The 14388-nt window shown below is 31.7% G+C and carries 12 protein-coding genes; 3 read left to right on the forward strand and 9 right to left on the reverse strand.

Annotated elements, in window-relative coordinates; all coding sequences use genetic code 11:
* Nucleotides 1–21 precede the first annotated feature (21 nt).
* From M3P09_RS00370 to M3P09_RS00380, 3 genes are all read right to left on the reverse strand, one after another.
* Nucleotides 22–1575 (reverse strand): LysM peptidoglycan-binding domain-containing protein, encoded by a 1554-nt coding sequence (locus M3P09_RS00370; protein ID WP_249971611.1) that lies wholly within the window; start codon nt 1573–1575, stop codon nt 22–24.
* A gap of 79 nt (nt 1576–1654) precedes the next feature.
* Entirely contained in the window at nt 1655–2842 is a 1188-nt protein-coding gene (locus M3P09_RS00375) for a phosphoglycerate kinase (protein ID WP_249971612.1), read from the reverse strand.
* A gap of 104 nt (nt 2843–2946) precedes the next feature.
* Entirely contained in the window at nt 2947–4020 is a 1074-nt protein-coding gene (locus M3P09_RS00380; protein WP_249971613.1) for a DUF2652 domain-containing protein, read from the reverse strand.
* A gap of 98 nt (nt 4021–4118) precedes the next feature.
* On the opposite strand from M3P09_RS00380, the gene M3P09_RS00385 reads away from it, so the two are divergent.
* Nucleotides 4119–5273: a DNA polymerase III subunit gene (locus M3P09_RS00385; RefSeq protein ID WP_249971614.1), complete on the forward strand. Its 1155-nt coding sequence runs from the start codon at nt 4119–4121 to the stop codon at nt 5271–5273.
* Nucleotides 5274–5279: 6 nt separating this feature from the next.
* Here the strand turns inward: M3P09_RS00385 and M3P09_RS00390 are convergent, their stop codons facing one another.
* The 3 genes from M3P09_RS00390 to M3P09_RS00400 all read right to left on the reverse strand — a co-directional run bounded on the left by M3P09_RS00390 (nt 5280) and on the right by M3P09_RS00400 (nt 9168).
* Entirely contained in the window at nt 5280–7610 is a 2331-nt protein-coding gene (locus tag M3P09_RS00390; RefSeq protein ID WP_249971615.1) for a TonB-dependent receptor plug domain-containing protein, read from the reverse strand.
* A 77-nt stretch (nt 7611–7687) separates the two neighbouring features.
* A complete protein-coding gene (locus M3P09_RS00395) occupies nt 7688–8605 on the reverse strand; it encodes a FecR family protein (protein ID WP_249971616.1) in 918 nt (305 codons plus the stop codon).
* A gap of 56 nt (nt 8606–8661) precedes the next feature.
* Nucleotides 8662–9168 carry an RNA polymerase sigma factor gene (locus M3P09_RS00400; RefSeq protein ID WP_099565174.1) on the reverse strand — a complete coding sequence of 169 codons (507 nt, stop codon included), beginning with the start codon at nt 9166–9168 and terminating at the stop codon, nt 8662–8664.
* Between the two features lie 109 nt (nt 9169–9277).
* Between M3P09_RS00400 and M3P09_RS00405 the strand changes: the two genes are divergently transcribed.
* Together M3P09_RS00405 and M3P09_RS00410 are read left to right on the forward strand one after the other, a co-directional pair.
* Nucleotides 9278–10273, forward strand: a complete 996-nt coding sequence (locus M3P09_RS00405) for a zinc-binding metallopeptidase (protein WP_249971617.1) — start codon at nt 9278–9280, stop codon at nt 10271–10273.
* Nucleotides 10274–10357: 84 nt separating this feature from the next.
* Complete coding sequence (locus tag M3P09_RS00410) at nt 10358–10777, forward strand: DUF6438 domain-containing protein (RefSeq protein ID WP_249971618.1); 420 nt, start codon at nt 10358–10360, stop codon at nt 10775–10777.
* Nucleotides 10778–10834: 57 nt separating this feature from the next.
* On the opposite strand, the gene M3P09_RS00415 is transcribed toward M3P09_RS00410, so the two are convergent.
* The 3 genes from M3P09_RS00415 to mnmG form a co-directional block, all read right to left on the reverse strand.
* Complete coding sequence (locus M3P09_RS00415; protein ID WP_099565171.1) at nt 10835–11362, reverse strand: OmpH/Skp family outer membrane protein; 528 nt, start codon at nt 11360–11362, stop codon at nt 10835–10837.
* 233 nt (nt 11363–11595) lie between these two features.
* Complete coding sequence (locus tag M3P09_RS00420) at nt 11596–12459, reverse strand: class I SAM-dependent methyltransferase (protein WP_249971619.1); 864 nt, start codon at nt 12457–12459, stop codon at nt 11596–11598.
* A gap of 56 nt (nt 12460–12515) precedes the next feature.
* On the reverse strand, nt 12516–14387 hold the full coding sequence (gene mnmG, locus M3P09_RS00425; protein WP_249971620.1) for a tRNA uridine-5-carboxymethylaminomethyl(34) synthesis enzyme MnmG: 1872 nt from the start codon (nt 14385–14387) through the stop codon (nt 12516–12518).
* Nucleotide 14388 lies beyond the last annotated feature (1 nt).

Below are 14388 nucleotides of genomic sequence, written 5' to 3' on the forward strand. Positions count from 1 at the left end.
AGTTTTGGTTTTTTTAGGAACTTATCCTTTTGATATTTTAAGCTTCATTCCTGGTTTTAATTTACTACCACTAATATCGTTCCAATCTTTAATATTTTGAACAGAAACTCCCGGAAACTTTTGCGCAATGCTCCAAAGTGAGTCTCCATTTTTTACTGTATAAGTAATCACATTACCAGAAATGGGCTTTGCTTTTGTTGTTTTGCTTACTGGCGAAGCACTAGCTACATAAGGTTTTCTGGGGTAGATTGTTAATCTCTGTCCTATTCTTAAATTATTGCTTCTTAATCCGTTCCATCTTTTTATTTGACTTACCCGAACTCCATATTTTCTGGAAATTTTCCCTAAATAATCACCAGATTTAACTCTATAACGTATCCTATCGTTAGCGTTAAAAAATTGAGGCAATGGTTTTTCTCGTTTCGCAAACTCTTCTTTAGCAAAAGCATAGATTTTCTCTTCATTATTTACAAAACTCCCAACAACATCTCTTGGTAAGCGCAACACATAATTTTCTTTGTCTATAAAAGGAATAATATCTAATTTATATGAAGGGTTTAAAAACTGCAGCTCTTCAACTGGTGTGCCAGTAACTTCTGAAACTTGATCGAGGGTTATCATGTGTTTTACTCTAACGGTATCTGTTTCAACTAATGCAAATTCTGGTTTAAGGTTTTCAAACCCGTGAGCTTCGGCATATTCAAAAATATACATATTTGCTAAAAATGCAGGTAAGTAGCCTGCGGTTTCGCGAGGTAAATTATGCCTAATATTCCAGTAGTTTTGATATCCGCCAGAGCGTCTGATGGCTTTGGTAACATTTCCTGGTCCAGAATTATATGCAGCTAAAGCTAAATCCCAATCACCAAAAATTTTATATAATTTAGATAAATACTTTGCTGCTGCTTCAGTAGATTTTATTGGGTCGCTCCGTTCATCAACATAACTACTCACGTCCAGCCCATACTCTTTACCAGTGCCAAACATAAATTGCCATAAGCCTGTTGCACCAACTCTAGATTTAGCTCTAGGTTTTAATGCTGACTCTACAATAGCTAAATATTTTATTTCTAACGGGATATTATGATTATCTAACTCGCGCTCAAACATTGGAAAATAAAAAGCACTCAAAGTCATTAGTTTTTGCAAATGCTTTCTTCGGCGCTTTAAATATGACTTTATAACACTTTCTAATGCTGGATTGTATTCTACATTAAAAGGTGTTCTAGCATCTAGCTCTTTTAATCGTTTTTTAAGGGTGTCCGTTGGTAGTTCTGGATAATCGACAGGCTCAAAAGTAAGCTCAGTAACCGATTTGTAAATCGTATCAAAAAGATTGTTGCTATATAACTCCTCTAACCATTTTTCGTCTATTTTCGCAGCAAATTCTAGGTCTCCTAGTTTTTTAATTGAAGTGCTGTCTTTTTCTGCTTCTATTTTTTTTACACTATGCGTTTTCCCATCAATTATCGAATCTTTAGCAGATTCTTTTTTAGGTAAGATAGAGTCTTGAGTTTGCGATAAACAAATCCCAAAACTTAAAAAAAAGCATATTATAAAAAACCGGAAAGCCATAAAATCTATTCAGTTGGTTATTGAACGATTGTATGGCTAAAATCGTATTTTTTAAGCGAATTTGAAAACTTAATTAAGTTTATTCTAAAATTGCTGCAATTCCAGGAAGTGTTTTTCCTTCTAAGCTTTCTAGCATTGCACCGCCTCCAGTGCTTACATAGCTCACTTTATCTTGAAAGCCAAACTGCTTTACGGCTGCTACAGAATCGCCTCCGCCAACTAAAGAAAATGCGCCGTTTTTTGTGGCTTCTGCGATAGAGTTTCCTAGCTCAATTGTACCGTTTGCAAAGCTTTCCATTTCAAAAACACCTAGCGGTCCGTTCCAAAGTATAGTTTTACTTTGCGTAACAACATTGTGGAAAATTTCTTTTGACTTTGGTCCAGCATCTAGACCTTGCCAACCATCAGGAATTGTAGTTACATCTACAATTTGAGTCTCGGCATCGTTACTAAATGCATTAGCTGCAATTACATCAACAGGTAAGTGTATTTGAACATTTTTTGCTTTGGCTTGGTTTAATATATCTAATGCCAAATCCATTTTATCATCTTCACAAATTGAATCTCCAATTTTTCCGCCTTGTGCTTTTATAAAGGTAAAGGTCATGCCTCCACCAATAATTAAATGATCAACTTTATCCAAAATATTCTCAATGATAGTAATCTTAGAAGAAACTTTAGCACCACCTAAAACAGCCAAAACTGGTTTTTCTCCAGTTTCCATAACTTTTTTAATGCTTTCAATTTCTTGAGCTAATAAGTTTCCAAAGCACTTTTTATCTTGAAAAAACTGAGCTACTATAGTTGTTGAAGCATGTGCTCTGTGTGCTGTTCCAAAAGCGTCATTAACATAAATATCTCCTAGTTTTGATAGTTTTTCTGCAAACCCAACATCGCCTGCTGTTTCTTCTTTATAATAGCGCAAGTTTTCTAACAATAATATTTGTCCAGGTTGTAAATTGGCTGCTGCTGCCTCTACTTCTTCTCCAATACAATCTTTAGCAAACTTAACCTCAACACCTAAAACATCTTCTACTTTACTAGCAATATGTTTTAGTGAAAATTCCTCTTGAAACCCTTTTGGGCGACCTAAATGTGACATTAAAATACAGCTGCCTCCATCCTCTAAAATTTTAATGATTGTAGGTTTTGCCGACATAATTCTTGTAGCATCTGTTACTTCAAAATTTTCATTTAAAGGCACATTAAAATCAACGCGAATTAATGCTTTTTTATTTTCAAAATTAAAATCATTAAGAGTTTTCATTATTATCGTTTTAATAGATTGTGTCACAAATGTAACTAATTAAAGAGAGGTATAAAATGAGTTTTTTTACGAAAACGTTTGAAGAGTTAAATAATTTTTAAAAACTAACTTTCTGTTGGCTTATTTAATGAAAAACCAGAACCTATTAGAAGTACAAGCTCTTTTATGCTTTCTGATATGTTGGCTTTAAGTTTCGATTTTAATAAGGGTTTCATGAATATCCCGAAAGGCTTAAAATCTGCGAAAACCTCAATATTTAATTTTGTGTACCCTACCTGAGTTTCTTCTAAAATAAAATAACTATTCATTTGTTTAGTGAAAGGCACATCGGTTGTCGATTCGGCATAAACTAACTGATGCTTTTTTACTTTTTTGGAAACTGTAGTTTGCACTACATCGTCATTTTTATTAAATAAACACTTGTGCTTTTCTCCTATACGATTTACTTTATTTTTTTCGTACTCCATTTTGTCAACACCCTTTGTCCAAAGTAACCTGTAATCAAAATTACTTATTACTTCATACAAATCGTTAATTGGAAGTTTTATAATTTCTGTTTCATCAAATAGTTTGTGCTTTGGCACATTATCAGGAATAGGGTTTATTTCGGGGATCCTTTCTTTTAAGTGCTTAAGGGAGTTATAAGTAAAACTTATTTTTCCAAAATCGTATGTTGCTGTTATTGTTTTTTTAGAATCTACAACTATCTTTTTTATATTTTCAGTAAGAATAGCATACTCATCTATTGGCACCTCATTTTTAAGCAGACGATGTACTTTTATAACATCGCTCCCATATGGTTTTTTAGATTCTTTTACAGTTATAAACTCTATTTCACCATAATGCACTACAAATTTCAGCTTTAAATTATACGCAGAAGAGCATGCTCCACAATGACAAATGCGTTGATATTCATAGCGTTTTAAATGTGTATGAAACGCAAGATACATTGTTTCTATTTGCTGTTCTATTATAGAAATATCAACCTTGTTTTCTATTTTATATAAAAAAAGAGCATCGCCTTCAATTTCAGCTAATTCTAAATCCGAAGTATTACTATCAATCAACAATTCCAATAACTCAGACACAATATGTCGGCTATGGCTTATTGCTGTGTGATGCACAAACTCAGTGAAGCCTGAAATATCTGGAATAAATAGAATAGCGTTTTGTGCCATTTTTTAAATTATAGGCTGTTGTTTATCCTATAAAAATAAGTCGATTTATCTTTAATTTATTACAACATAATGTTAAAAACATAAGTTATATTTGTTTGATGCTTTTTGAAGATATATTAGGTCAAAATCATATTAAAAACCATTTAACACAAAGTGTTGACAATGGCAGGATACCACATGCTCAATTGTTTGTGGGTAACGAAGGTTGTGGCACATTGCCTATGGCAATTGCTTATGCGCAATACATTTTGTGTTCTAACTCTAGTGGAGAAAACAACTCTGGAAATGAGACGTGTAACCTAAAATTTAAAAACTTTTCACATCCCGATTTACATTTTGCATTTCCTGTTACAACTAGCGATAAAGTTAAGAGCAAACCAGTATCTAGTTTTTATTTAGAAGAGTGGCGTCAATTACTGAAAGAACAGCCTTATGGGAATTTGTTTGACTGGTATAAATTACTTGGTGTTGACAATAAGCAAGGACAAATAGGGGTTGATGAGGCACATGAAATTGTAAAATCGTTAACACTAAAATCTTATGAAGGAGGTTATAAAGTAATGCTTATTTGGATGGCAGAAAAAATGAATACTGCTTGTGCAAACAAACTTTTAAAACTTATTGAAGAGCCTCCAAATAAAACAATCTTCCTTTTAGTTGCTGAAGATGAAGAACAAATAATTAATACTATAAAATCGCGTTGTCAAGTTTTACACTTTCCACCTTTAGCAGAGGATGTTATAAAAAGCGCCTTAGTTAAAAGTTATGGTTTAGAACTTTCGGTAGCAACAAAAATAGCACATCAATCCAATGGAAATTATAATAAAGCTTGCGATTTAGTATATCAAGATTCTGAAGATATACAATTTGAAACTTGGTTTATTTTCTGGATTCGTAGTGCTTTTAAAGCTAAAGGCAACAAGGCAGCGATTCATGATTTAATTTCTTGGAGTGAAGACATAGCAAAAACTGGTCGTGAAACTCAAAAACAGTTTCTTAATTTTTGTTTAGATTTTTTTCGTCAGGCTTTGCTTTTAAATTATAATGCTACAGATTTGGTGTTCTTGGAACCAAAAACCGAAAAGTTTAAACTGGAAAACTTTGCGCCTTTTGTGCATGGTAATAACATTTTAGAAATTAGTGATGAACTACAAAATGCCATTTACCATATTGAGCGTAATGGGAATTCTAAAATTATTTTAACCGATTTATCTATTAAACTAACAAGGTTACTTCACAAAAAACCAGCATAACAGCTTTTAAAACTCTATTCTGAACACTAAATTAGGTGTTATACCTAAAGATGTTTTAGTTGTTTCTTGCAAAAAATATGGAGTATCTGGGTCGGTAGATAATCTAACTCTATTGTCTCTACTTAAGATGCTTTTTTTATTATATACATTAAGTAATGAAAAACCCAATTTACCTCTCCATGTATCGCTTTTTGAAATATTAAATTTATATGTTGCTGAAAAATCTAAGCGATGATAATTTGGAAGGCGCTCATTATTAATTTTATCGTAAAGAATAGAATATCCATCATCTTGCAGCCCCAAAGCTTTTGTGTAAGGTATACCTGTTCTAAATCGCCACCCTAAAGAGAAATCAAAAGCATTTAATTTATACGAATGTGACCAATAAAGCTGATGCGCAATATGAAAATTACCAGAAAATGACTGAGAATTGTTTATATCATTAAAGTTAAAATCCTTTTTTGTTGTTGTATAACTTAACCATGTTCTATAATTATTTATTCTCTTTTTAAGCAAAATATCAATACCTGAAATACTGCTTTCTCCTTCTGAGTAATTTGCACCCGTGCTTTCAAAACCCCTAGTTAATGATGATAAGCCTTTTGTTTTTATTTTATAAAAGTCAATGTCTATATTCCATCCATTATCATTAAAATTAAAACCTATAGACAGCTTATTGCTTCTTTGTAGTGGCACATAATCATCTTGAGCTAAAGCCCAAACTTGGTTTTCTAATCCGAAATCTCTAGTGTTAAATTCTAAAATTTGACTTAAGTTTTGATGTCTTCTCTCTAAAGCGATTTTAGCTTTAATTGGCTTGCTTAAATAAACCTCTGTCAGCAACCTAGGTTCTAAATAAAACTTCTTTAATAATGATGCAAAATCACCCCTAAGTCCTAAATATATCAGCCACTTTCGTGTTTTTTTAAATTGATAGTCGGTATAAATTGTATTAGTGCTATTACTTTTTCTGTTTATATCTTCATAAAGATCATCTGGAAAATAATTATTATCGTATCCCAAAGAAAAGTCTACTTTATTTGAAGATAATTGATATCCAATAGCTAAAGAGTTTTCCTTATTAATTTTCCAATTGGTATGAATTGAAATGCCTTTATCTAGAATGATATTATTTTTAGTTGTTTTATTAAAAAGGTCGTTAGGGTAATTATTTGTGCCCTCATAATCCAATTCAAAATTTGAATAATAAGCTTGAATTTCATGCGAAAATGAATTACTATAATTATGATTCCACGTTAAACTCAATCCCTTGTTTTTTATGTCTAAAACATCTTTAGATACTTCTTCAAATTCTTCAATTAAGAACCCATAATCTAATTTATTCTTAGTAAATAAACTGCTAAAAACAACTTCATCTCCTTCTGATGGATTAAAGATGGCTTTTAATGTAACGTCAGAAAAACTAAAAGAATCGTTTGTTAATGTTACATTATCGTCATCATAAATCTTATTTCCTTCCGAAATCTTTGTGTTCTGAAATACTCTGCTTGACAGGTTTTGAAAAGTAAAAGTGTTTATAGCGTCTGTATATGATTTTCTTGCCGAGGCTACTAAAGCAAATTTTTTTGTGATTGGTGCTTTTAAAAAAAGATCAGCGTGTGTCATATTAAAACCTAAACCTCCTTCAATTTTTTCAGGCACATTATTGTAAGAAGCAATATCTATTACACTGGAAATACTATTGCCATATCGAGCACTTGTTCCATTAGAAAAAAAGGCAATATCTTTAGTTATATAAGGGTTAAACGCAGATATCATTCCAAAAAAGTGGCCTGTATTATACATTTTTATACCATCCCACAATATTTGATTTTGATCTGGTGTTCCTCCTCTTACATATAGCCCTGAAGTTGTTTCCGTAGGGCTTTGTACACCAGGAAGTAATTGCAAACTTTGTAATACATCTGATTCTGTTAGCCCTGGTAAAATACCTAAAGTTTTAGGTGTCAAAACAACCGAGCCATCATCTTTCTTCTTTACTCCCGATGTAATGTACTCACTTATAACAACTTCGTCTAATTGCTGTGTTGATAGAAGGTCTAACAATGTTTGCCTTTTTATAAGGTAATATCGTTCTGATGCCTTTTGAAATTCTAAGTTTGTTTGAGATTCTATTGCTGTAATTATATCTTGTAAACTAGCGATGCTTTTTAAAAAAGTAATACTTTGCTTATTTATTAACTCTGAATTAAAAGAAAATTTAATATCAAACTTTTTTTCAATATCTAAAAGCACATCCACAAGTGGTTCTTGATTATAATTAATGGATGTTCTTTCTTGAGCGTTTACCAATGAAACCAAAAGAAAAAAAAACAAGAATGTATACTTTAGGTTCATTATTACTGCTACAAACTATTTATAATTTGTAACAATATTAATCAAAAAAAATTGTTTCACTTTTTATCTTTAAGAATAATTGTGTTATTCTTTGATGTAGTATAATTAATATTCATTGGAGTAAAAACGGTTTGTAAAGCAAGCTTTAAGTTTTTATGGGTAAAGCTTCCTGTAAAACGTCTATTTAAATTAATAAGGGAAATATCGAATTTAATTTCATACTGGTCTTCAAGTGCTTTTATTACTTGTTTTAGCGGCATGTCTTTAAAACTACTCTCTCCTTGTATCCAAGTTGGTGTTTTTTCTATAAAAGTCCAGTTTTTGTTTTCCTTATTATGTACCCTAAAGGCCTTTCCTAATGTCAATATAGCTAAATCATTATTTCCAGAATTTAAAACCTTAACCTTACCTTCATAGCATTTTATTTCAAAAAAATTGTTCTTAGAAATAACGTTAAACTCAGTTCCTAATACTTCTACAATGCCCTCACCTGATTTTACTCTAAAAGACGACCCCTTCTCAACATCAAAAAAGGCTTCGCCGCTAAATTTTAGTTCTCTATTTTCACTCCAATCTTTTTCTTTAAATTTTATTGAAGAATTTGCATTTAAATTTACTTTAGAGTTATCTGGCAATGTAACAACTAGTTGCTCGCCAACACCTGTTTTAAAATGGGTTGATTTATTATTTAAAAAGAAAAGCAGGCTTAATGCAACAACCAATATAGCTGCAGCTGTATAAGCCCAATTAGGAATCAATTTAACAGTTTTTGTTTTTTTGTTTATATCCTCCTGCAACTTTGAAAATGCATTGTTTTTGTTATAAGCAGGCACAGAGAGGTTTTGAGCACCTTTGTTTATTCTTTCAAAACTTTTATAGTCCTTTGATTTTTTAAACTCAGATAATTCTTCAGGAGTTAGCTCTCCAGAAATCCATCTAGCTAAAAAAGTATCATCAGAGTATTGTTTTTCCATTGTTATGGTTTCTTTTTATATATAGAACAAATTCTTATTGCTTTACCCTACTTTTATTATACATCTCCTATTTTTTTTCGTAAAACAATCAATGCTTGACTCATTCTTTTTTCTACAGCTTTAACTGTTATACCAACTATTTCTGCGATTTCAGAATATTTCTTTTTGTCAATTCTACTTAACAAAAACACTTCTCTTTGCCTAAAGGGTAAATTTGCTATAGCCGCATTAAGCTTTATCATAAACTCCTTTTCTTCAAGCAGAAACTCTGGTGTAATATTAGAACTCTTTTGAGAATGTTTTTTTTGGTGCTCTAAAACAACTTTTTTATGAGCGACTTCATTTAAAAAAGCATTATTGGCAACTGTAAATAAATATGATTTAGCTTTTTCAAAAACTACTTTAGCACAATTTTTCCATAATTTAATAAAAGTATCTTGAACAATATCTTCGGCTTGCTGGATATCTCCACATTTATAGTATATAAAATTTCTTAAAGTGTCTGAGTGTGTGTTAAAAACAACTTTAAATGTTTCGCTTTCGCAAACAGATTTATGCTTCATTTATTTAAAATTACCTTTTTCAAAACTAAATAAAATTAAATAAAAAGTAGGGTGTTTTTTTAATTGTCTGTTTTACTATAAACAATAGTTAAACCCAAAACTTGAACAGATGAAAAATATAAAGCTCGTTTTTACTTTTGCAATTTTGCTCTCTTTTGTAACCTTTAACTCTTGTAATACTGAAGAAATAGATGATGGTTTAACAACTACTGTTAATCCTGACACTAATAGTAATCCTGGTGATACAACAGATAACCCAGATAATACAAACAACCCAACAGGAAGTGATGGAGAAATTACGTTATATACAATTCATGGAGAAAACATTATTAAAAAACAAGACTATAAAGTAACGGGGCAAGATCTTGCATATCAACAAGACACGAAAAAGCATCAAGAGCTTTGGTCTTTAACAAAAAAAATAATACCTGCTAATTATAGAACTAAAATGAATGAGTTTTTAATTTATAATGGAGATGTTTCTGGTAGTTCAGGTTTTGTAATTGAAACTAAATCGGATCTTTCAAAGTGGCAAATGGGAGTTGCAATAAACTTTACTAATGACCAAAAAGAATTAGCATATACTATAATTCATGAGTTTGGCCATATTTTAACTCTAAATAACGACCAGGTAGATGCAATTATTAATGAAGCTAATTGTAGTAATTATTATACAGGTGAAGGTTGTTCTAAAACAGCATCATATATAAACAAATTACAAAGCAATTATTGGGCAGATATATGGGAGGAATTTATAAAAGCCAAAGACACTGAAACAGCTATGGAAAGCTTTTATACTAAGTATAGCAGCAGGTATGTTACACAATATGCATCAACAAATCCTGGCGAGGATATTGCTGAGGTATTTGCAACTTTTGTTACTCGAAATGGTGGTGTAAATGGAAGCTCAATAGCTGAGCAAAAAATTCAACTTATGTATAACCATAATGAATTAATAGAGTTAAGAAATTATATAAGAAATAATCTTGGAGCATCATCAACTTCAAGAAGTAATAAAAAAAGCATACTGCCAGCTCCAGGAAGTTGGAAAAAAGCAAACACTTTTGGCAACCCAAACAAAAGTCATTGCTCGCATAAAAAGTGATTTATTGGTTGGTATTAACTAGTAATAAAGCATGCCTAAAGCTGTAAGCCTTTATTACCAGTTAATTAGAAACTAAAAAGTAATATGAAATATTTAAGTTTAATTATAATGATTTTAATGTCTCCCTCTTGTTCGATTAGCAAAAAAAACGCTTCAGTAGTTAAAGAAAAATTAATCGTAACCTTTTCCAAAGGCAAATGTTTAGGTAATTGTCCTGTCTACGACCTATACATTTACAATAATGGTCGTGTTGTATATAATGGGATTGACAATGTAAAGAAAAAAGGGGTTTACGAAACCTTAATTGCTTTAGACACGGTTAAACGCATTGAATATTTAATGAAGCATTTTAGTCCTGAAGAAATAGGAAATACAAACGGAAGAGATATACCCTTTACCATATTAAAAATAAATGACAAAAAAGTTGTTTATCGATCTACTCGCTCTTCTGGCAACTTATTGAAAATCAACAATTTAATTGAAAATATTAAAGATAAATTATAACACAAAAAAAGCTCTTTAATAAAAAGAGCTTTCTGTTAAAAGTGTTTTATATTATAACTACTCTTTAATATCAGTATTATCAACCTTATTTAAAGCATCTATAATTGTTTGTGTTAAATCGTTTTCATCGGTACCATACATAACTGTTGATACTGCATCAGTAGTTCCTAAAATATAAGTGTATCCATTTTTCTTACCGTAGTCATTAACAAAATCTTTTACTTTAATTATTAAAGAATCCATTTCAACTTGAAATGCTTGCTGAAATTGTTGAGCTTCTACTTGTTTTTGCTGATCTTGTATTTGTTTCTTTTGACCAAGCTCCTGATATTTTTGCTGAGCTTTTGTTTGAGACATTCTTTTAGCGTCCGTTTGAAATTTTTGAACTTCGTTTTGAAACGCTAAATCGATACTATCGAATTTTTTTTGAAACGCCACTTTTTTTATTTCGAACTTTGCTTCAAGGTCTTTCTTTTCTTGAAAATCATTTATAACTGTTCCGTTATTTACATATCCAATTTTTGCTTGTTTTTGGCATGAGGATAAAACAATCATTGCTAAAACTACGTAAACTATATTTTTCATGTGTTTGGTTTTTCTATTTTAAGAATTCGCACAAATGTAATAAAGTATGGCATAAATCAGCATGAAATTATTTTGAATTTAACATATAATGAATTCTTATGTTGTTTGTGGTTTTAAATAATAAATATCTATTAAAAACAAGCTTGTTTAAGGGCTTTTAAGACGCTTTCACAAAACACCCTTTAGATTGTGCGCCTAGGCACTTGAAAGTCTCAATACATTTGTTAAAACAGTTATTGGTTGTTTTTAATAATGTAAATTAGAGAAGAAGCTTCTTTTGTAGTTATCGATTTTAAATTTGACATCAGTCCAACATAAAAACCTTTAACTAAATTCATTTTTCCAGATTTATATTTTTCAGAAAGTAGACTTACATAAAAAGCATCAAAAAACATTGGTTTAATTTTTACAACTTTCATAAACTGCTTAGAAACCAATTTTGAAATTGAACCTTTATTAAAATGCCAAAGGTGTCTGGGTACATCATAAGCGGCCCAAAATTGTTTATAATACTTTGCGTCGTAACTTTTGTGATTAGGCACAGCTATAATTAATGTGCCTTTTGGTTTTAGTAGTTTTTTAAAGCAAGACATTTGCTCTTCTATATTTGGTAAATGTTCTAATACATGCCAAAGTGTTATAACATCAAAGCTAGATTCTTCAAATTTTAAAAGTTGGCTGGTTTCAAAAACAGAGTCATCTGTTTTATTGTTAGCAATTTTACGAGCCTGTTTATTGGGTTCAATTCCTGAAACATTCCAATTATTTTGCTTTGCCGTTTGCAAAAAATCACCAGTTCCGCATCCAACATCTAGTAAGGTTTTATTGGTTGGTGAAAATGAATTAATTAGTTTTAATTTCTTTTTTAATGAAACCTTCCTAACTAAATGGTATGCTTTTTCAAACAGATTTCGTTGAGAATCTGTATGCGAAATGTAATCTTCGCTTTCGTAATAATTAGGTAGTCTATTCAAAGATGGCTGAGGCGTAGTTTCTAAAAAGCCGTATTCCGAATTTAAGATTAATTCAAATTCTTCTCCTGAAACAGAGTAATCCTTTACTTTTAAATGAACATGATTTGAGTTTTTATTTGCCACAGACTTGTAAATGTATTTCTAAAAATAATGAAATGTTCCACGTGGAACGTTGAATATTATCTACCCATATAAACCAATAAAACAGAAATATCGTTAGGAGAAACACCGCTAATTCTTGAAGCCTGAGATACCGTTGTTGGTTGTACTTTTTTAAGCTTTTCTCGAGCCTCAAAACTCATAGATTTAATTTGAGAATAATCAAAATTTTCTGGGATTTTTACATATTCCAGCCTACTTAATTTATCTGCATTGTTCTTTTCTTTGGCAATATAACCTGAATATTTTACTTGAATTTCTGTTTGTTCTATAACCTCTCTATCCAAATTATTTTCTTGAATATAAGCCTCAACACTTTCTACTTTTCTAACATCATTCATATCAATATTTGGTCTCGCAAATATCTTGAATAGCTTGCCAGATTGTTTAACTGGTGATGAATTTTTTAATTCAAGGATCGGGTTCACCTCTTCTGGTTTCACACTTGTTACGTTAAAAAAGCTAACAAACTTCTCAGCATCTTCATGCTTTTTCTCCATTCGTTTTAATCGCTTTTCAGAAGCCAACCCTAACTCAAATCCTTTAGGGGTTAATCTTAAATCTGCATTATCTTGCCTCAACAATGTCCTGTATTCTGCCCTAGATGTAAACATTCTATATGGCTCTTCGGTTCCTTTAGTGATTAAATCATCTATCAAAACACCTATATAAGCCTCGTCTCTTTTTAAAGTAAAAGCGTCTTTTCCCCTTACATTAAGGCTTGCGTTTATACCTGCCATCAATCCTTGAGAAGCGGCTTCTTCATATCCCGTTGTGCCATTAATTTGACCTGCGAAATATAACCCATTAACCAGCTTAGTTTCCAAAGTGTGTTTTAATTGTGTTGGTGGGAAATAGTCGTATTCAATCGCGTAGCCTGGTCTAAAAAACTTAACGTTTTCGAAACCAACTACAGAACGCAACGCCTTGAACTGAACATCTTCAGGTAACGACGTAGAAAAACCATTTACATAAACCTCACAAGTATTCCATCCCTCAGGCTCAATAAATAATTGATGTCTATCTTTATCAGCAAAGCGATTAATCTTATCTTCTATTGACGGACAATAACGAGGTCCTAAGCTTTTAATTCGACCATTAAACATAGGTGATCTTTCAAAACCTTCACGAAGTAAATCATGTACCAGTTCGCTCGTATATGTCATGTGACAAGAACGTTGATTGTTTAAAGGTCTTGTTGTATCTAAATACGAAAACTTTTCAGGGTTCTCGTCACCAGGTTGCTCAATCATTTTAGAATAATCCAATGACCTCCCATCTACTCGTGGTGGTGTTCCTGTTTTCATTCTTCCAGAATCAAAACCCAAACCTACTAACTGCTCAGTAATTCCTGTTGCCGCTCTTTCACCCGCTCTACCACCTCCAAAATTTTTATCACCGATATGAATCAATCCATTTAAGAATGTGCCATTAGTAAGCACTACAGATTTAGCTTTCACTTCTATTCCTAAAGATGTTTTAACACCAACAACTTTGTCTTTTTCAATCAACAAACCAGAAACCATGTCTTGATAAAAATCAAGGTTTTGTGTTGCTTCTAAAAGCAACCTCCAATCTTCTGCAAACCTCATTCTATCACTCTGTACCCTCGGGCTCCACATAGCCGGTCCTTTAGACTTGTTTAGCATCTTAAACTGAATAGCTGATGTGTCAGAAACAATTCCACTATAACCACCAAGCGCATCAATCTCGCGAACAATTTGTCCTTTAGCAATACCCCCCATGGCTGGGTTACAAGACATTTGTGCAATGTTTTGTAAATTCATTGTAATAAGTAATGTTTTGCTTCCCATGTTGGCAGCAGCGGCTGCGGCTTCGCTTCCTGCGTGACCTGCTCCAACAACAATAACATCATATACTTCGTTAAACATA

This window comes from Jejuia spongiicola (genome assembly GCF_023502325.1).
Taxonomy (GTDB): Bacteria; Bacteroidota; Bacteroidia; order Flavobacteriales; family Flavobacteriaceae; genus Wocania_A; species Wocania_A spongiicola.